Here is an 18,097-nt window from a genome sequence, read left to right on the forward strand (position 1 = left end):
GAGACAGAAAAATGAAGTGGATCGTGCATTCGGTGGCCGCCTCGGCCATGCTGGCCTGTGCATCGGGCGCCTGGGCGCAAAAGGGCGAGACGGTGAAGATCGGCTGGATCGATCCGCTGTCGGGTCTGATGGCCGCCGTGGGCACGAACCAGCTCAAGACCTTCCAGCTGATGGCCGAGGAGTTCAACAGGAAAAATGCCTCGGGCGTGAAGTTCGAGATCATCCCGCTGGACAACAAGCTCAGCCCGCAGGAGACCACGGCCGTGCTGCGCTCGGCCATGGACCAGGGCGCACGCTACGTGGTGCAGGGCAACGGCTCGGGCCCGGCCCTGGCCATCATGGATGCGCTGGAAAAGCACAACGCGCGCAACAAGGGCAAGGAAGTCGTCTACCTCAACTACGCGGCCGTGGACCCGGACCTGACCAACAGCAAGTGCAGTTACTGGCATTTCCGCCTGGATGCCGATACCTCCATGAAGATGGAGGCCTTGACCACGTACATGAAGGACGTGCCCGAGGTCAAGAAGGTCTACCTGATCAACCAGAACTACTCGCACGGCCAGCAGGTCTCCAAGTACGCCAAGGAAATGCTCAAGGCCAAGCGGCCCGACGTGCAGGTGGTGGGCGACGACTTCGCGCCGCTGGCCCAGGTGCGCGACTTCGCGCCCTACATCGCCAAGATCAAGCAATCGGGCGCCGACACGGTGATCACGGGCAACTGGGGCTCGGACCTGTCGCTGCTGCTCAAGGCCGCCAACGACGCGGGCCTGAACAACGTCAAGTTCTACACCTACTACGCCTTCGGCTCGGGCTCGCCCACGGCCATGGGCGCGGCCTCCGACGGCAAGGTCTACACCGTGGGCTATGGCCACTACAACATGGGCGGCCCCATCCAGCCGCTGATGGCCGAGTTCAAGAAGAAGATGAACGACGACCTCACGCAAAGCTCGATCTACCACGTGTTCGCGCTGCTGGATGCGGCCTTCGTCAAGACCGGCGGCACCGACCCCGTGAAGGTGGCGGCCGCGCTGGAGGGCATGAAGCTCAAGAGCTTCAACGGCGAAGTGGAGATGCGCAAGACCGACCACCAGCTGCAGCAGGGCCTGTACATCACGCGCTGGGAAAAGGCCGGCGGCAAGAACCCGTATGACGCAGAGAACACGGGCTACACCTTCGCCCCGGTGAAGTACTACGAGCCCTACGTGGCCAGCACGCCCACCTCCTGCCAGATGAAGCGCCCGTCCTGAGAGCGGCCCGCACCGCTTCCTGTCCCCAACGCACCGAGACCAAGGCCTTTCGATGACGCTTGAGTTCTTCACCATATCGCTGCTCAACGGCGTGAGCTATGGACTGCTGCTGTTCATGCTCAGCTCGGGGCTGACGCTGATCTTCAGCATGATGGGCGTGCTCAACTTCGCCCACACCAGCTTCTACATGCTGGGCGCGTACTTCGGCTACACGCTCAGCGGCATCATCGGCTTCTGGGGCGCATTGTTCGTCGCGCCCCTGCTGGTGGGCGCGCTGGGCGCCATGTTCGAGCGCTACAGCCTGCGCCGCGTGCACAAGTACGGCCATGTGCCCGAACTGCTCGTGACCTTCGGCCTGTCCTATCTCATCCTCGAGGTGGTGCAGCTGGTCTGGGGCCGCGGCACCGTGCCCTACGGCCTGCCTCCCGCGCTGCAGGGCCCGCTGTTCACGCTGTACGGCACGCAGTTCCCGCGCTCGCGCTCCTTCGTGATGCTGCTGGCGCTGCTGATGCTGGTGGCCGTCTGGCTGCTGCTGACGCGCACGCGCATCGGCCTGGTCATCCAGGCCGCGCTCAAGAACCCCGAGATGGTGGAGGCGCTGGGCCACAACGTGCCGCGCGTGTTCATGATGGTGTTCGGCGGCGGCTGCGCGCTGGCGGGGCTGGCCGGCGTCATCGGCGGCAACACCTATGTGACCGAGCCGGCCATGGCCATGTCGGTCGGCTCCATCATCTTCGTGGTGGTGGTGGTCGGCGGCATGGGCTCGCTGGCGGGGGCCTTCGTGGCCTCGCTGCTGATCGGCGTCGTGCAGACCTTTGCCGTGGCCATCGACTGGTCGCTGGCCAGCCTGCTGACCTCGCTGGGCAGCCCGGTCGGCGAGCAGACCTTTGGCTGGCCGCTGCTCAAGCTCACCATCTCCCAGGTCGCGCCCATCCTGCCCTACCTGTTCCTGGTGCTGATCCTCATCTTCCGGCCCAAGGGCCTTCTGGGCACGCGGGGAGATTGACACCATGTCCTCGATCACCAAAACGACCATGACATCCACTGCCGCAAAAGGCGTTCCGGGCGCTTCGGGGGCTGCGGGCGCAGGGCGCCACTACAGCTTCCAGCCGCTCAACATCGGCCGCATCCTGATCTGGGGCGCCTTCGCCCTGGCGCTGATCGTCGCGCCGCTAGTGTTCACCAGCAGCCTGGCGCTGACCATGCTCAGCCAGATCGGCTATCTCATCATCATCTGCCTGTCCTACAACATCCTGCTGGGGCAGGGCGGCATGCTGAGCTTCGGCCATGCGGTCTACACGGGGCTGGGCTCGTTCATCGCCATCCATGCGATGAACCGGGCCAGCTCCGGCGACTGGGGCATTCCGCTGGTGCTGATTCCCATCATCGGCGGCCTGGGCGGCATGTTCTTCGCGGCCCTGCTGGGCTATGTGACCACCAAGAAGTCGGGCACCACCTTCGCCATGATCACCATGGGCATCGGCGAGCTGGTGGCGTCCATGGCGCTGATGTTCCCCGAGTTCTTCGGGGGCGAGGGCGGCATCACCACCGACCGCGTCTATGGCAAGCCCTTCTTCGGGCTGACCTTCGGCTCGGGCATGGAGGTGTACTACCTGATCGCTGCCTACTGCTTCATCTGCACGGCCGCCATGTTCGCCTTCACGGGCACGCCTCTGGGCCGCATGCTCAACGCCGTGCGCGACAACCCCGAGCGCGTGGAGTTCGTGGGCTACAACACGCAGCGCGTGCGCTACTTCTCCTTCATCATCGCGGGCTTCTTCGCAGGCGTGGGCGGGGGGCTTGCAGCCATCAACTTCGAGATCATCACGGCCATGGACAGCGTGAGCGTGATGCGCTCGGGCTCGTACCTGCTGTTCACCTTCCTGGGTGGCGCCACCTTCTTCTTCGGGCCCATCATCGGCGCCGTGCTGCTGGTGCTGGCCTCGGTGCTGCTGTCGGAGCTGACCAAGGCCTGGCTGCTGTACCTGGGCCTGGTGTTCCTGCTGATGGTGATGTACGCACCCGGCGGCGTTGCCAGCCTGATCATGATGAACCTGCGCGTGGCGCGCTTCGGCAAGTGGCGCCGGCTGGCCCAGCCCTACCTGGCCATCGCGGCCAGCGCACTGGTCATGATCGTGGGCGGCGCGGCCATCGTCGAGATGATCTACCACCTGCAGCTCAATGCGGCCCTGGGTCCCCAGGTCTCGTTCATGGGCGTGCAGCTCGATACCAGCTCGGCCTCCACCTGGACCGTGGCCGTTGCCATCTTCGTGGTGGGCCTGGGCCTGCTGGAAGTGGCCAGGCGCTGGTGCCTGCGCCGCTGGGAGCGCATCCAGGAAGAAATCGAAGAAGCCATCAAGCGCGGGGAGGGTTGAACCATGTCCAGCATTGCAATCGAACGTCCGGGCACCGCCGCCGTGGCTGGCGAGGCCACCTATGCGCTGGAGCTGCGCGACCTGTACAAGCGCTTCGGCAAGGCCGAGATCATCCGTGGCGCCCAGCTGGCCGTGAAGCCGGGCGAGCGCGTGGCCATCATCGGCCCCAACGGCGCGGGCAAGAGCACGCTGTTCAACCTGATCAGTGGCCGCTTCGAGCCCACCAGCGGCCAGGTGCTGCTCAACGGTCAGCGCATCGACGGCAAGAAGCCCTATGAAATCAACCGCATGGGGCTGTCGCGCAGCTTTCAGATCACCAACATCTTTCCCAAGCTCAGCGTGTTCGAGAACCTGCGCTGCAGCGTGCTGTGGAGCCTGGGCTACCGCTACAGCTGCTGGCGCTTCCTGTCGAAGCTGCGCGACGCCAATGCCCGCGCCGATGAGCTGATGGAGATGATCGGCCTGCACAGAAAGCGCGACACGCTGGCGGTGAACCTGACCTATGCCGAGCAGCGTGCGCTGGAGATCGGCATCACCATCGGCGGCGGCGCCGGCGTCATCCTGCTGGACGAACCCACGGCCGGCATGAGCAACAGCGAAACGGCCCACTTCATCCAGCTGATCAAGAAGGTCACCGAAGGCAAGACCCTGCTGACCGTGGAGCACGACATGGGCGTGGTCTTCGGCCTGGCCGACAAGATCGCCGTCGTGGTCTACGGCGAAGTCATCGCCTACGACACGCCCGAGGCCGTGCGTGCCAATCCGCGCGTGCAGGAGGCCTATCTCGGATCTTCAGTCGCCGATCAACAAGCTGGTGCACATTGAGGGAGCACGGATGCTGAACATCAACAACCTGCATGCCTACTACGGCAAAAGCCATGTGTTGCATGGCGTGGATTTCTCGGTGCAGCCCGGCGAAATCGTCGCGCTGCTGGGGCGCAACGGCTCGGGCCGCTCCACCACGGCCAAGGCCATCATGGGCCTGGTGCACTGGGAGGGCTCGCTGGACTGGAAGGGCCAGAGCCTGACCGGCCGCAAGGCCTACGAGATCGCCCACCTGGGCGTGGGTTACGTGCCCGAGAGCCGCGATGTGTTCCCCAACCTCACCGTGCACCAGAACCTGCTGCTGGGACAGAAGGGCAAGGGCCGGGACAGCCGCTGGGGCTTCGACGACATGTACGCCATGTTCCCGCGCCTGAAGGAGCGCCAGCACACCGAGGCCGGCGTGATGTCGGGCGGCGAGCAGCAGATGCTGACCCTGTGCCGCACGCTGATGGGCGACCCCGACCTGATCATCATCGACGAGCCCACCGAGGGCCTGGCTCCCAAGATCGTCGAGCTGGTGGGCGAGTACCTGCAAAAGATCAAGCAGCGCGGCGTGTCCGTGCTGCTGATCGAGCAAAAGCTCACCATTGCCATGAGCATCTCGGACCGCGCCCTGGTCATGGGCCATGGGCGCATCGTCTTCGACGGCACGCCCGACGGGCTGCGCGCCGATCAGAAGGTGCGCAAGGAGTGGCTGGAGGTTTAAGAAAATCGCCTTGCGCCGGGTCTTCAATTGATGGCTTATGATGGATTTTCTGAAATGACATCCCCATGTCTATCAGTTCAACTTTAAAAAATCGACATCATGCTTTCAATTGAAGACTTGAAAAGGCTGCACGATGAAGCCAAGGCGGTTGCAGTGGATAGATCAACCGCGGAACCGGCTGAATGCATATTCATACACCGGACAGCGGTCATCATGGCCGATGGAGAGGTCGTGACTTGTGCGAACATGTACGCTGAAAATGTGGGCCATCTGAAGAAGGATGTCAATTTTTCTTCGCTATGGAACAACGAGCGCATGCAGTCGGTGCGCGGCACGCTCAATACGGAAAAAGAATGGGAGCAATGCAAGAAATGCTGGTTTCGTGAAATCAGATATGCCGAACAGAGAAATATCTGGGCGAACTTTGGAGGGGAAAGAACACAAGCTTCGCTAGCCAAGAAGGTTGAATATCAACCGATTGCCTGGGACTTCATAAAGGAGCAGGGGGAGAGAAATAAAAATGAATAGAATCCAACCTCAGCTGAAGAATCTAGGATTGTTCCGTGTCAAAAAAGAGGATTTATACATAGAATTGGCGTTGCGCATAAAAAAGGCTCCCGTCAATCGATATGATTTCAGCAAGCTGTATTTTTCAACCGGCATCCTGGGACGTTACAGCGAAGAGCGTGCCATTTGCTTTCGATTGCAAAACGTCCACCAGGTGGAGCGAATACGCGTATTGATTCCCGATGAAGCGCGTGAGGCGGGCTGGGTAAAGTTGCGGCTGGAAGCCTTTGTTCAGGGGCACGGAGAATTCGATGTGGTTTCCGCTGCACTTGTTCCTGAGGATGGAGACGAACTGTCAAGGCAGGCCTATCTGCTGGGGTTGAAGGAATGGGTTCGCGCCCAGGTGGTGAACAGTGAGTCTCGCCAGCTGGCACAGGTGCCGCATCTGCCAGAGTCCCTGAGTCTCGAACTGACTGCCGCATGCAATCTTCACTGCTCGCATTGCAGCAGCCATGGAGATGAGAATGAGCACCGCATGAACAATCGGCGCCCGGCTTTTTCGCAAGATGTGCTGGAGTCTCTGGCACATGAAGTTTTCCCCTATCTGACGTTGATCAACCTGGTGGGCCGCGGCGAGCCGAGCATGGTGTCCATGCCCCTGTGGAATCGTTTGTTCGAGTTGTGCGAGGCATACAACGTGCTGGTCACCTGCGTAACCAATGGGACATTTGTGAAGCAGCGGTTTGACGAACGAAAGATTCGCTTGGTGGATACGCTCACCTTTTCCATAGACGGGATCACGGACGAGGTTTTTGCCGCCAATCGCACAGGCGCCGATTTGCCTACATTCAAGAAAAATCTCGACTATTACCAAACGCTGCGCCGCGGATCTGATCTGCTTCGCCGGCCACGGCTTGGATTGTCCTGGACACTGAAGCGCAACAATATCCACGAGTTTCCGGATTTCATCCGTTTCGCCATCGAGTCCGAGGCCGACCTGCTGTATGTGCGCCATCTGTTGCTGTTTCGGCCAGAAGACGCGGAGCAGTCTCTGGTTGGCGAACCGGAGTTGTGCAACCACTATCTGTCAATAGGGTATGCCATGTTGGAGGGGCAGCAAATCAAGCTTGACGTACCTCCGCTGGCCGTGGCGGCCTAGGCCTGCACACGGAATTTCTGAAGTGAGTCAGACCGTGGTGAACAGGTGCCTATTCGGCGTCTCGACACAATTTGTCCCGCCCGAGACAAGGGTGGATGGCAAAGGCGGAAGAACTCCCTACAATCAAAAACGCACGATCGTTCTTTTTCTATCGCATAGGGGACAACAGCATGACTGCTGAATACAAAGTGGACGGTGCCATCGCCGTCATCACCTTGAACAATCCGCCGGTCAACGGCCTGGGGCTATCCACGCGGCGGGGCATCGTCGAGGGGCTGGACAAGGCCTATTCCGACCCGGCCGTCAAGGCCATCGTCATCACGGGCGCCGGCAAGGCTTTTTCGGGCGGCGCTGACATCAACGAGTTCGGCAAGGAAGAGGCGTATCGCGAGCCGCACCTGGTCTCGCTGATCAACTCGCTGGACCAGGGCAGCAAGCCCGTGGTGGCCGCCATCCACACCGTCTGCATGGGCGGCGGGCTGGAGCTGGCGCTGGGCTGCAACTACCGCGTGGCCGCTCCCGGCACCCTGGTGGCCCTGCCGGAAGTCAAGCTGGGCCTGCTGCCCGGTGCAGGCGGCACGCAGCGCCTGCCGCGCGTGCTGGGCGTGGAGACCGCGCTGAACATGATCGTCAGCGGCGAACCCGTCAAGAGCGAGCTGCTGGCCTCCATCCCCGGCCAGAAGCTGTTCGACAAGATGGCCGCTTCGCCCGAGTCCCTGCTGGACGAGGCCAAGGCCTTTGCGCTGGAAGTGGCTGACAAGCACGCAGCGGGTGGTCCACTGCCGCGCGTGCGCGACCTGCCCTGCAAGCACCCCCAGGGCGACGCCTACTTCCAGTTCGCGCGCAACATGGTCAAGGGCATGGCCAAGAACTACCCGGCCCCGGCCCGCTGCGTGGACACGGTGGAGAACGCCGCGCGCAAGAAGTTCGACGAGGGCATGGCCCTGGAGCGCGATGCCTTCATGCAACTGATGTGGTCGCCCGAGTCGCGCGCGCTGCGCCACCTGTTCATGGCCGAGCGCGCGGCCTCCAAGATCGCCGACGTGCCCTCGGACACGGCTGTGCGCGACATCAAGACCGTGGGCGTCATCGGTGCCGGCACCATGGGCGGCGGCATCTCCATGAACTTCCTGAACGCGGGCATTCCCGTGACCATTCTGGAGACCAAGCAGGAAGCGCTGGACCGTGGCGTGGCCACCATCCGCAAGAACTACGAAGCCCAGGTCAAGAAGGGCAAGCTCACCCAGGAAAAGTACGACCAGCGCATGGCGCTGCTGAGCACCACGCTGTCGTATGACGCGCTCAAGAATGCCGACCTCATCATCGAGGCGGTGTTCGAGGAGCTGGGCGTCAAGGAAACCGTGTTCAAGCAACTGGACGAGGTTGCCAAGCCCGGCGCCATCCTGGCCTCCAACACCTCCACGCTGGACGTGGACAAGATCGCCGCCTTCACCAAGCGCCCGCAGGACGTGGTGGGCATGCACTTCTTCAGCCCCGCCAATGTGATGAAGCTGCTGGAAGTGGTCCGCGGCAAGCACACCGCCAAGGACGTGCTGGCCACCGTGATGAAGCTGGCCAAGAAGATCAAGAAGACCGCCGTGGTCTCGGGCGTGTGCGATGGCTTCATCGGCAACCGCATGATCGAGCAGTACTCGCGCCAGGCCGGCTTCCTGCTGGACGAAGGCGCCACGCCCGCCCAGGTGGACAAGGCCATCGAGAAGTTCGGCTTCGCCATGGGCCCGTTCCGCATGGGCGATCTGGCCGGCAACGACATCGGCTGGGCCATCCGCAAGCGCCGCGCCGTCGAGCGCGCCGACATGAAGTACAGCCGCACGGCCGACAAGCTGTGCGAGCTGGGCCGCTTCGGCCAGAAGACCGGCGCGGGCTGGTACGACTACCAGGCGGGCAAGCGCGACGCCATCCCGTCCGAGCTGGTCAACCAGATGATCGAGTCCCACCGCAAGGAGCTGGGCATCACCCCGCGCAAGATCTCCGACGAGGAAATCGTCCAGCGCCTGGTCTTCGCCCTGGTCAACGAAGGCGCCCACATCCTGGAAGACGGCATCGCCGGCAAGTCGGGCGATATCGACATGGTCTACCTGACCGGCTATGGCTTCCCTATCTGGCGCGGCGGCCCCATGCACTACGCGGGTGAGGTCGGGCTGTTCAACGTGGTCCAGGCCATGAACCGCTTCGCCAAGAACCCCAACGACGACGCCGATTTCTGGCAGCCAGCCCCGCTGCTGGCGAAGCTGGCGGCCGAAGGCAAGCAATTCAGCTGAGACGTGCGGCGCACGAACTTTTTGCGAACCACCGCAAACCCGCCATACAAGGAATATCCATGACATCCGCCGTGATCGTTTCCACCGCCCGCACGCCCCTGGCCAAAAGCTGGAAGGGCTCCTTCAACATGACCCATGGCGCCACGCTGGGCGGCCATGCCGTGCAGCACGCCGTGCAGCGCGCAGGCGTCGACCCTGCCGCCGTCGATGACGTGATCATGGGCTGCGCCAACCCCGAAGGCGCCACCGGCATGAACATTGCGCGCCAGATCGCGCTCAAGGCCGGCCTGCCCATCACCGCATCGGGCATGACCATCAACCGCTTCTGCTCCTCGGGCCTGCAGACCATCGCCACCGCATCGCAGCGCATCATCGCGGGCGAGGGCGATGTCTACGTGGCCGGCGGCGTGGAGTCCATCTCCTGCGTGCAGCAGGAAATGAACCTGCACATGATCCAGGACCTGGCCCTGGCCAAGCAAAAGCCCGAGATCTACTGGAGCATGCTGCAGACCGCCGAACAGGTCGCCAAGCGCTACGGCATCGGCCGTGACGCCATGGACGAATACGGCGCCGCCAGCCAGCAAAAGGCCTGCGCGGCCCAGGCCGCCGGCCTGCTGGACGCCGAGATCGCGCCCATCACCGTGACCATGGGCGTGGCCGACAAGGTGCGCGGCCTGATCACCAAGGAAGTAACCTGCAGCAAGGACGAGGGCGTGCGCGAGGGCACGACCAAGGAAGGCATCTCGGGCATCCGCCCCGCGCTGCCCGGCGGCGTGATCTCGGCCGGCAATGCCAGCCAGTTCTCCGATGGCGCAGGCGCCTGCGTGGTGGTCAGTGAGGACTATGCCTCGCGCAACAACCTCAAGCCTCTTGGCCGCTTCCTGGGCTTTGCCGTGGCCGGCTGCGAGCCCGACGAAATGGGCATCGGCCCCGTCTTCGCCGTGCCCAAGGTGCTCAAGAAGCTGGGCCTGACGGTGCAGGACATCGACCTGTGGGAGCTCAATGAAGCCTTTGCCGTGCAGGTGCTGTACTGCCGAGACAAGCTGGGCATCCCCAACGATCGCCTCAATGTCAACGGCGGCGCCATTGCCCTGGGCCATCCCTATGGCGTGTCGGGCCAGCGCCTGACGGGCCATGCCCTGATCGAAGGCAAGCGCCGCGGTGCCAAGCGTGTCTGCGTGACCATGTGCATCGGCGGCGGCATGGGTGCCGCCGGCGTGTTCGAAGTGCTGTAAGTGCAGTTGGCGGCTGCGGCCGCCACCGCCTGTTCCCGTTACTCCTGTTGGCCGCACGCGCTCCCTCTGGCGGCGCCTGCGGCTTCTTTTTTGATTCCGGACATCACCATGCGCCTGCGTTCCACCATCGATTTCCTGCTCTATGAATGGCTGCGCGCCGATGCGCTGGGCGAGCGCGAGCGCTTTGCCGACCATTCGCGCGACACCTTCGATGCCGTGCTCGACACCTGCGAGCGCATCGCCCGCGAGAAATACGCCCCCTTCAACCGCACCGTGGACACGCAGGAGCCGCAGTTCGACGGCGAGAAAGTCATCCTGCCCCAGTGCACCCACGATGCGCGCCAGGCCTATGCAGACTCGGGCATGCTCAGCGCCGCCCAGGACTACGACATCGGCGGCATGCAGCTGCCCTATACGGTGGAGGCGGCAGCCAACAGCTTCTTCGCGGCGGCCTCCATCAGCATCGGCTCCAACATGCTGACCTCGGGCAATGCCAATGCCATCATGGCCCACGGCACGGACATGCAAAAGCAGGTCTTCGCCACCAACGAATTCAATGGCCGCTGGGCCGGCACCATGTGCCTGTCCGAGCCCCAGGCCGGCTCGTCACTGAGCGACATTGCCACCCGTGCCGAGCCCGATGGAGCCGACTTCGAGAGCGATGCGCTGGGCCCGCGCTACCGCCTCAAGGGCAACAAGATGTGGATCAGCGCGGGCGACCATGAGCTGACCGAGAACATCGTCCACCTGGTGCTGGCCAAGATCCCCGGCCCCGATGGCAAGCCCGTGCCCGGCGTGCGGGGCATCTCGCTGTTCATCGTGCCCAAGAAGCTCGTGGACACCGAAGGCCAGCTCACCGGCGAGCGCAACGACGTTGCCCTGGCCGGCCTCAACCACAAGCTGGGCTGGCGCGGCACCACCAACACGCTGCTGAACTTCGGGGAAGGCCGCTTTCCCGTGCGCGGCGGCGCCGGGGCCGTGGGCTACCTGGTCGGCAAGCCCGGCGAGGGCCTCAAATGCATGTTCCACATGATGAACGAGGCCCGCATTTCCATCGGCATGGCCGCCACCATGCTGGGCATGGCGGGCTACCACGCCAGCCTGGACTACGCGCAGAACCGCCCGCAGGGCCGGCCGATCAAGGGGGCGCCGGGTGCAGCCGGCAAGGATGCCACGCGCCCCCAGTCGCGCATCATCGAGCACGCCGACGTCAAGCGCATGCTGCTGGCGCAGAAGTCCTATTGCGAAGGCGCGCTGGCGCTGAACCTGTTCTGCGCGCGCCTGGTCGATGAGCAGCACACCGGCACGCCCGACTCCGTGGCCGAGGCCCGGCTGCTGCTGGAAGTGCTGACCCCCATCTCCAAGAGCTGGCCCAGCGAGTTCTGCCTGGAGGCCAACTCCCTGGCCATCCAGATCCACGGCGGCTACGGCTACACGCGCGACTTTCCCGTGGAGCAATACTGGCGCGACAACCGCCTGAACATGATCCACGAAGGCACGCACGGCATCCAGGCCATGGACCTGCTGGGCCGCAAGGTGCTCATGGAGGGCGGCAAGGGCCTGCAACTGCTGGCCTCGCGCATCAACGACACCATCCAGCGCGCCATGGCCCGGCCCGAGCTGGCTGGCCATGCCAATGAACTGGCCAAGGCTCTGCAGGAAGTCGGCGCCACCACCAAGGCCGCATGGGCCACCGACGACCCGCAACAGGCCCTGGCCAATGCCGTGCCGTACATGCAGGCCTTCGGCCACACGGTATTGGCCTGGACCTGGCTGGACGTGTCCCTGGCCGTACTCGCCAAGGACGCCGCCCTGGCCGAACCTGCCAACGCTGGCCGCATGGCCGCCATGCGCTACTTCTTTGGCTACGAGCTGCCGAAGATCGGCGCCTGGCTCAAGGTCGTGCGTGAGCGCGACATGACTTGCGCGGAGATGAGCGAAGAGGCGTTCTGAGGGAGTTGGCAGCACGGCTGCCGTAGGATGCAAAAAGCGCGGACCATGTGGTCTGCGTTTTTTTTATTTCAGGGATTTTCAAGGTTGCCGGAGAGCCTGGCCTGCTCCTTGACCCATTCTCTGGATTTTCCGCGAACGCACCATTCGGCGTTTTTGACCCAGTCCGTGAAATATATGGTGGGATGCCCTTCCAGGATATTGCAGCGTGTATAGCCCAGCTTAGGCATCGCATAGTACTGCAGCGGAGTAATAAATATCAAAGAAACCAGTGCTGAAGAAATTCCAAGGGTGAAAACTATTGATAGTGCTTTATCGAATTTTCGTAGAATACTGTCGTTGCAGGGGATGGAATTCAGCATCGATACCAGTGCTAATGTAATAAAAACGAGAGGAGTCATGAAGATTGTTGGTGCGCCCGGCATGATTCTTATGGTTGGCGCGAGAGCATTTATGTCTTCTAGCATCGGGATTGTTTCTGCAAAGAAAAACCAGAAACATCCGACGGATAGTAGAATGCTGATGGGTATTCCAAATATTGCAGATTTCCGAATATTTTTTATGTCTCTCATATTTATTTTAATGAATTGATTTTCTTTTGATTTGACGCGAAGTATCTTGTGAAGTTGATTTTTTGGTTGGATCGTGATCCTTGGATGATGCGTCCGTGCTGAGAGATGATGGCTGCCTTTATTGAATGGTACTTTGATCTAGTTTATATATGCCTGGTGCTTTTTCATTGTTTACAGACTTTAGGGCTGTAATAACGTTTTGTTTTATTTTCCATCGCTGATCTGTGTGTTTGAGAAGTGCTCCAGTGGCAAATATGGCTAACGCCATCGCTCCTAACGAAAAAATGACCAAAGTAGTAACGCTTGCAGTTAAGGCTCCCGCGCTTATTGCAATCATCGTCGCCAATCCCGCCTTGACTGCCTCCACCCCAATCCCTCCCACAAGATCATGCATGGTCTTCTCGTCATTGAAGATGAAGTCCAGTGTCTCTATCCCGGCGCCCACCACCAGGCTCAGAAGAAACCCGCCCTTGGCCACATTCTGCAGACCGCGAATACCCAGGCCCATCTGGACCATGCGTGGATTGGCGGCAAGGAATCGCGTGCCTTGCAGCAACTGGCGGCGAAGTCCCGCGTAGCCCGTGATGATGATATAGGTGCCTGTGGCGGTTGTCTTGATATAGGAGCGGGCGCCGGCCAAGCCCAATGCAATCAGCGTTTTGGTGATCAGGTACGCGTCGCTGACCAGCAGGGAGGCGGGAGCGACCCAGGGTTTGCCTGCATTCGGGCTGGCGGTGTGTGTCCAGTATCGCCCAAGCGCACTGTGGGCCAGCATGGCATGCAGCGTGGCCGCCAGGCGAGGATTGTTACGCGCCTTGTCGCTCAGTATGTCTGCGTATTCCTGTGGCGTGAGCACAATGGCATCGATCTGTTTTTGCTCCATTTGGCGAGCAAGCATGTCGGCATAGCCGATCTGATAGAAGGTGGCGGCAATGGAGGCTGGCATGGTGTATGGAGACGCTGGATCAGAAGCGGAATCGAGGATTCCAGCCAATGCGCCTTGATCAATAAAGGCAATTTGACGGAAATGAGTGGTTGCAAGCAGGCGAATAATCCGCTGGCAGTGTCCAAGCGGGTTTCTGATGTTTGCTGTGCGAAGAGTCCTCATTTGATTTCATGGCCTGCACGAGGTCAATCAAAGAAGTCACCCACAGATCATTTTCAGAATTATCCTTAGGACAATTCCTAAAATCAGGTTTGAAACGCCAGGTGAATAGAGATGCTGCCAATGAGCGTTTGGTCCCAGGCAGCGCCATTCGCCATGGGCGGTATTCACGGGGCACAAGCACAGGCTGCCCGGCTCGGCCACGGGCATTTGCGGATGAAGGATGCGGGGAGAGGTGGTCCGTACCGCCGCTGCGCTTGCGGGCAGGCTGTTGGATCGGGGTATGGACTACGGTCTCACCGTGCTGAATGCTTGCAGACGAGGACTCAGGGACCGGGTGTCAGCGCATCGGAAGCCGTGCAGGCGCTGAAGGCCGCCTGCCGGAGGGTGCATGCCTCAAAGATCCAGTCCGAGATAACGCGTGCCCGGCACGGGATTGAAGCTCACCGGCTCTGCATCCGCAAAACCCAGGGACTCATACAGCCGCTGCGCGGCCTGGAACTCGGGCAGCACGTCCAGGCAGATGCGGGTGTAGCCCGCATGCCGCGCGGTGTCCAGGATGCCTTCCACCAGGCGGCGACCCAGGTTTTCGCCGCGTACCGTGGGGCGCACGTAGACGCGCTTCATCTCGCCTGTCTGCGCATCCACCTGGCGCAGGGCGGCGCAGCCCACGGGCTGGCCGTCTTTCCAGGCCAGCAGCACGCAGCCCTGGGGTGCGGCGTACTTGCCGGGCAGGGCGGCGAACTCGGTCTCGAAGTCCTGGAAGTCCAGGCTCACGGTGGGGCTGGCCACGTATTCCCGGAAGATGCGGACCACGGCGTCGAGGTCTTCGGGAAAGTGGGCGGGGCGGATATCGGTCATGGGTAGCAAGGGGTCAAGCCCTGTTCAAGGGCGCTGCTCAGTTGGAATGAAAGCGCACAAGGATAGGGCAAGACGCCCGGGCCGCCGCCGATCCGCTACAGCATGGGCACCACGCCCAAGCACAGGGCATCGTCGTGTGCCAGGCGGGCAACGGGATAGCCCGCAATTCACTCCTTCGGGGGCGCCTGTTCAGGGCGTTCGCACCTGCCGGTTTGCCTGGAGATCTGTGCTCCAGCTTTCAGGCATTTGTCTTTCTCCACATGGTTCAGGATCAGCGGCGCCAGCCACGCTGCCAGCAAGGCAAGCGCCAAGGGCAGCACGCCAAGCACCCACAGCATCCACTTCGCCTCACGCCGGAAATGCCCGGAGATTCCTGCGTTGGGCGATGCGGGATCTTTCATGGCGATGGTACCGCCTCAACTGCACAAGCGCAGATTGGTGCGCGCAGCCTTGAGCATGGGAAGCACCACATCGGCATCGGTGGGCGGATAGACCTCGCGCAGTTCCTGATCCGTCTTGCCGGCTTCCTCGGCCAGCGGGGCCAGGGTCTGGCGGCAGGCGGCTGCGTCGCCCGAGCGAAGCTGCGCCAGCGCCAGGTCGTTGCGCAGCCAGCCCTTGGTAACCCCGGTCAGCACCTCATCGCAGTCCTGCAGCACCGGCGCCAGCGTGGTCAGCGCCAGGCGGTAGTCCTTGGCGTCGTACGCGCGCTTGAAGTTTCTGCGCGATGCGGCAATGGCCTTGTCCGTGCAGCCGGGTGTGGGCCGAAGGTAATCGCCACCGAACCAGGCCCGCATGCCGCAGAAGTCCCGGCATGCCTCGGCGGTGGCCGTGTCGACGCCGACGCGCTGGCCTGCAGGCGTGAAGTCCACGGCGCAGGCCGAGTTCGCCATCCTGGCCCGGCCGTTGGTGATGGTGCCTTCCAATTCGCAGGTATGACCATTGGCGCCCACGGTCTGGATGTGGAACTTGCCGCCAGCCTGCACCACCAGATCGCCGCCCCCGCCTTTGCGCACATAGGTGCCCGGTGATGGTGTGGTGATCTGTGCGCTGGCCAAGCCTATTTGACAGGCGAGGATTGCGGCAAGCAGGGCCGGCAGGTGAGTGGCAGGCTTCATGGGGCGAGGGTGAGAGCGACGATGGCGTCGAGTGTATCTACGCCAGGCGGCCGTCCCTCACAACGCCAGATGCAAAGCCTCCCCCGTCCCCTGCGCAGGCACGGCGCAGCAGATCAGCGCCTCGTCCGCTGGCACGGCGAAGGAGGGTGGCGAGGCATAGGTCACCCCGCCCTGCAGCACACGCGTGCGGCAGTCGCCGCAACTGCCCCCTCGGCAACCGAAGGCGGGCTCCAGCCCCCGGGCCTCGGCCACTTCGAGCAGGTTGCCGTCGCCGGGCTTCCAGCGCGCTTCCTTGGCCGAGTCGGCAAAGATGATGCGGACAGGCTGTGTGGCGGGTGCAGGCAGTTCGGCGGCGGGGGCTGCACCGGCCATGGAGCGCTTCAGGGCCGAGGGACCGAAGGCTTCTGCGTGGATGCGCTCGTCGGGCACATTGCGTTCGCGCAGGCCGTCATAGGTGGCCTGCATGAAGGCGTCCGGGCCGCAGAGGTAGAAGTCGTAGTCGTCCCAGGGCAGGGTGGCTTTCAACAGGGCCATGTCGATGTGGCCCTCATGGTCGTAGTCTCGGCCGGCCTTTGCCGTGCCGGGCTGGCTGAGCGTGCGCACCCAGTGCACCTCGGCATTGCCGGCCTTCACCAGTTCGGCAATCTCCGTGTCAAAGGCCCGTTCGCTGCGCGTGCGAGCCGCCTGGAACAGCCAGGTGGGCCGCAGGCTGCGGGTGCGCCGGCCTTCGTGGACGATGTGGCGCAGCATGGCCAGCAAGGGCGTGATGCCTATGCCCGCGGCCAGCAGCACGGCGGGGCGGCGCAGGGCCGCATCGGCGGTGAAGCTGCCAGCGGGCGGGCGGGCCTCGACCAGATCGCCTGGCTTCAGGCCATGCAGATGGCTGGACGCACGGCCTTGCTTCTTGACGCTGATGCGCAAGCGCCCGTCCGAAGGCGCCAGCGACAGCGTATAGGTGCGCTGCAGATGGCTGCCGTCCGCCAGCGTGAGGCGCAGCGGCAGGTGCTGGCCGGCCAGGGGGGCCACCGTGGCCATGCCATCGGCCGGCTCCAGGTAGAGCGAGCGGATGGTGGAACTCTCGTCCACGGCCTGCGCCACCCGGAACGGCCGCCACTGCCGCCCCAGCCGGGCGGCGGCCAGGCGCTGGCTGGCATCGGCCCAGCTTCCGGTCATCTGCAGGTGGGGCGACCAGCCGTCGGCCGCCATGCTCCAGCGCAGCGGCAGGGCGCCGGGCCGGCGCACGATGCGGCGGGGCTTGAAGGTCCACAGGCGCTCGGCGCCCTCGAAGGCGGCGATTTCCGGGGAGTCGAGGATGACGCTGGCCTCGCCCGTCATCTGCAGCATTTCCCCGGTTTCGGAGTCGATGAACAGCAGACCTGCCTTGGGATTGACCAGGAAGTTGCCCAACGTCATGAAGAACAGGTTGCCCGAGAAGTCTGGAATGGTCAGCGTTCCATCGGCGTCGATCCGCACAAAGCCCGGCTTGCCGCCACGGTGGGAGACATCGACCTGGCGCGAGCCGTCCCCGTCCTCAACGTAGGACGCCACGTAGAACGTGTCCGCCTGCGCAATCAGCTCCCGCGCGCGCGGGTCCAGCGATGCCAGTTCGACCGCCGGCACCTGCGTGGGCTCCCCGGCAGGCCGGACAAACCGGACGCTGCGGTTCTGGATATAGCGCGGGCAGTTGCCGAAGCTCTGGACCACGCCGATGTCGAAGGCGCCCGCCCCATCAACGCCTGTCTTGCGCCGCACGGTGCCGTTGAGCCGGTTACGCCGGCGCGTCATGGGGTCCATGCCCAGCAGGCCCACGGCGCGGCCATCGGCCAGGCCCGGCTCGGCCGGGTCGGCCGCATCACGGCCCGCCGCCACATGCAGGGTCGATGGATCGGGAGAGTGCAGGAAGCCCGGCTCGCCGGCCCGTACCGTGGCCCAGGCATCGCCTTGCGCATCCACGCTGCCCAGCACCACGAAATGCAGCAGAGGATAGAACTCGCGGTGCTGGTCCAGCAGGAAGGGGCGCAGGAACTTGCGGCCCGGCATGTCCATGCGGCCCACGACGCCAACGCTTTGCTGGATCGCCAGTTCGCCCGCATGCCATGGCGAGGCGGGGTTTTGCAGGGGTTGCGGGTGCATGGTGCGCTCCTTTGCCGGGGTTTCA

At 63.1% G+C, this 18,097-nt stretch carries 17 protein-coding genes; 11 read left to right on the forward strand and 6 right to left on the reverse strand.

Annotation, left to right across the window (positions count from 1 at the left end; all coding sequences use genetic code 11):
* The first annotated feature begins 11 nt into the window (after nt 1–11).
* The 10 genes from BO996_RS15365 to BO996_RS15410 all read left to right on the forward strand — a co-directional run bounded on the left by BO996_RS15365 (nt 12) and on the right by BO996_RS15410 (nt 12,289).
* Nucleotides 12–1,247 (forward strand): branched-chain amino acid ABC transporter substrate-binding protein, encoded by a 1,236-nt coding sequence (locus tag BO996_RS15365; RefSeq protein WP_012205146.1) that lies wholly within the window; start codon nt 12–14, stop codon nt 1,245–1,247.
* Nucleotides 1,248–1,299: 52 nt separating this feature from the next.
* On the forward strand, nt 1,300–2,253 hold the full coding sequence (locus BO996_RS15370) for a branched-chain amino acid ABC transporter permease (protein ID WP_013802772.1): 954 nt from the start codon (nt 1,300–1,302) through the stop codon (nt 2,251–2,253).
* A gap of 4 nt (nt 2,254–2,257) precedes the next feature.
* Nucleotides 2,258–3,622 carry a branched-chain amino acid ABC transporter permease gene (locus BO996_RS15375; protein WP_013802771.1) on the forward strand — a complete coding sequence of 455 codons (1,365 nt, stop codon included), beginning with the start codon at nt 2,258–2,260 and terminating at the stop codon, nt 3,620–3,622.
* Nucleotides 3,623–3,625: 3 nt separating this feature from the next.
* Entirely contained in the window at nt 3,626–4,447 is an 822-nt protein-coding gene (locus tag BO996_RS15380; protein ID WP_071955440.1) for an ABC transporter ATP-binding protein, read from the forward strand.
* A 10-nt stretch (nt 4,448–4,457) separates the two neighbouring features.
* Entirely contained in the window at nt 4,458–5,153 is a 696-nt protein-coding gene (locus BO996_RS15385; protein WP_012205150.1) for an ABC transporter ATP-binding protein, read from the forward strand.
* A 99-nt stretch (nt 5,154–5,252) separates the two neighbouring features.
* Entirely contained in the window at nt 5,253–5,681 is a 429-nt protein-coding gene (locus tag BO996_RS15390) for an SPASM domain-containing protein (RefSeq protein WP_081816215.1), read from the forward strand.
* Entirely contained in the window at nt 5,674–6,819 is a 1,146-nt protein-coding gene (locus tag BO996_RS29105) for a radical SAM protein (protein WP_156897965.1), read from the forward strand. Before BO996_RS15390 ends, BO996_RS29105 begins: the two co-directional genes overlap by 8 nt.
* 170 nt (nt 6,820–6,989) lie before the next feature.
* A complete protein-coding gene (locus tag BO996_RS15400; protein WP_012205151.1) occupies nt 6,990–9,101 on the forward strand; it encodes a 3-hydroxyacyl-CoA dehydrogenase NAD-binding domain-containing protein in 2,112 nt (703 codons plus the stop codon).
* 59 nt (nt 9,102–9,160) lie between these two features.
* Nucleotides 9,161–10,336, forward strand: coding sequence for an acetyl-CoA C-acyltransferase (locus tag BO996_RS15405; protein ID WP_013802768.1), 1,176 nt, complete (start codon nt 9,161–9,163; stop codon nt 10,334–10,336).
* A 108-nt stretch (nt 10,337–10,444) separates the two neighbouring features.
* Nucleotides 10,445–12,289 carry an acyl-CoA dehydrogenase gene (locus tag BO996_RS15410; RefSeq protein WP_071957122.1) on the forward strand — a complete coding sequence of 615 codons (1,845 nt, stop codon included), beginning with the start codon at nt 10,445–10,447 and terminating at the stop codon, nt 12,287–12,289.
* A 68-nt stretch (nt 12,290–12,357) separates the two neighbouring features.
* Here BO996_RS15410 and BO996_RS29110 read toward each other — a convergent pair whose 3' ends face one another.
* The gene (locus BO996_RS29110) at nt 12,358–12,687 is read right to left on the reverse strand and encodes a hypothetical protein (protein ID WP_156897966.1); all 330 of its coding nucleotides are present in this window, start codon (nt 12,685–12,687) and stop codon (nt 12,358–12,360) included.
* On the opposite strand from BO996_RS29110, the gene BO996_RS29115 reads away from it, so the two are divergent.
* On the forward strand, nt 12,686–12,877 hold the full coding sequence (locus BO996_RS29115) for a hypothetical protein (protein WP_156897967.1): 192 nt from the start codon (nt 12,686–12,688) through the stop codon (nt 12,875–12,877). The genes BO996_RS29110 and BO996_RS29115 overlap by 2 nt on opposite strands.
* A gap of 99 nt (nt 12,878–12,976) precedes the next feature.
* On the opposite strand, the gene BO996_RS15415 is transcribed toward BO996_RS29115, so the two are convergent.
* The 5 genes from BO996_RS15415 to BO996_RS15435 all read right to left on the reverse strand — a co-directional run bounded on the left by BO996_RS15415 (nt 12,977) and on the right by BO996_RS15435 (nt 18,072).
* Nucleotides 12,977–13,804, reverse strand: coding sequence for a hypothetical protein (locus tag BO996_RS15415; RefSeq protein ID WP_071955445.1), 828 nt, complete (start codon nt 13,802–13,804; stop codon nt 12,977–12,979).
* A 555-nt stretch (nt 13,805–14,359) separates the two neighbouring features.
* Nucleotides 14,360–14,824 carry a GNAT family N-acetyltransferase gene (locus tag BO996_RS15420; RefSeq protein ID WP_071955447.1) on the reverse strand — a complete coding sequence of 155 codons (465 nt, stop codon included), beginning with the start codon at nt 14,822–14,824 and terminating at the stop codon, nt 14,360–14,362.
* Nucleotides 14,825–14,991: 167 nt separating this feature from the next.
* On the reverse strand, nt 14,992–15,225 hold the full coding sequence (locus BO996_RS15425; protein ID WP_043781750.1) for a hypothetical protein: 234 nt from the start codon (nt 15,223–15,225) through the stop codon (nt 14,992–14,994).
* A gap of 15 nt (nt 15,226–15,240) precedes the next feature.
* Nucleotides 15,241–15,939 (reverse strand): hypothetical protein, encoded by a 699-nt coding sequence (locus BO996_RS15430; RefSeq protein ID WP_071955449.1) that lies wholly within the window; start codon nt 15,937–15,939, stop codon nt 15,241–15,243.
* A 57-nt stretch (nt 15,940–15,996) separates the two neighbouring features.
* Entirely contained in the window at nt 15,997–18,072 is a 2,076-nt protein-coding gene (locus tag BO996_RS15435) for an FAD-binding oxidoreductase (RefSeq protein ID WP_071955451.1), read from the reverse strand.
* Nucleotides 18,073–18,097: the final 25 nt, after the last annotated feature.

It is taken from the genome of Delftia sp. HK171 (assembly GCF_001886655.1).
Classification (GTDB): Bacteria; Pseudomonadota; Gammaproteobacteria; order Burkholderiales; family Burkholderiaceae_C; genus Comamonas; species Comamonas acidovorans.

Coding starts and splice junctions, on each gene's coding strand:
- BO996_RS15420 (WP_071955447.1), bottom strand. CDS start 14,824: ATGACCGATATCCGCCCCGCCCACTTTCCCGAAGACCTCGACGCCGTG.
- BO996_RS29115 (WP_156897967.1), top strand. CDS start 12,686: ATGAAGATTGTTGGTGCGCCCGGCATGATTCTTATGGTTGGCGCGAGA.
- BO996_RS29110 (WP_156897966.1), bottom strand. CDS start 12,687: ATGACTCCTCTCGTTTTTATTACATTAGCACTGGTATCGATGCTGAAT.
- BO996_RS15435 (WP_071955451.1), bottom strand. CDS start 18,072: ATGCACCCGCAACCCCTGCAAAACCCCGCCTCGCCATGGCATGCGGGC.
- BO996_RS15415 (WP_071955445.1), bottom strand. CDS start 13,804: ATGCCAGCCTCCATTGCCGCCACCTTCTATCAGATCGGCTATGCCGAC.
- BO996_RS15370 (WP_013802772.1), top strand. CDS start 1,300: ATGACGCTTGAGTTCTTCACCATATCGCTGCTCAACGGCGTGAGCTAT.
- BO996_RS15375 (WP_013802771.1), top strand. CDS start 2,258: ATGTCCTCGATCACCAAAACGACCATGACATCCACTGCCGCAAAAGGC.
- BO996_RS15380 (WP_071955440.1), top strand. CDS start 3,626: ATGTCCAGCATTGCAATCGAACGTCCGGGCACCGCCGCCGTGGCTGGC.
- BO996_RS15385 (WP_012205150.1), top strand. CDS start 4,458: ATGCTGAACATCAACAACCTGCATGCCTACTACGGCAAAAGCCATGTG.
- BO996_RS15425 (WP_043781750.1), bottom strand. CDS start 15,225: ATGAAAGATCCCGCATCGCCCAACGCAGGAATCTCCGGGCATTTCCGG.
- BO996_RS15400 (WP_012205151.1), top strand. CDS start 6,990: ATGACTGCTGAATACAAAGTGGACGGTGCCATCGCCGTCATCACCTTG.
- BO996_RS15390 (WP_081816215.1), top strand. CDS start 5,253: ATGCTTTCAATTGAAGACTTGAAAAGGCTGCACGATGAAGCCAAGGCG.
- BO996_RS15365 (WP_012205146.1), top strand. CDS start 12: ATGAAGTGGATCGTGCATTCGGTGGCCGCCTCGGCCATGCTGGCCTGT.
- BO996_RS15410 (WP_071957122.1), top strand. CDS start 10,445: ATGCGCCTGCGTTCCACCATCGATTTCCTGCTCTATGAATGGCTGCGC.
- BO996_RS15405 (WP_013802768.1), top strand. CDS start 9,161: ATGACATCCGCCGTGATCGTTTCCACCGCCCGCACGCCCCTGGCCAAA.
- BO996_RS29105 (WP_156897965.1), top strand. CDS start 5,674: ATGAATAGAATCCAACCTCAGCTGAAGAATCTAGGATTGTTCCGTGTC.
- BO996_RS15430 (WP_071955449.1), bottom strand. CDS start 15,939: ATGAAGCCTGCCACTCACCTGCCGGCCCTGCTTGCCGCAATCCTCGCC.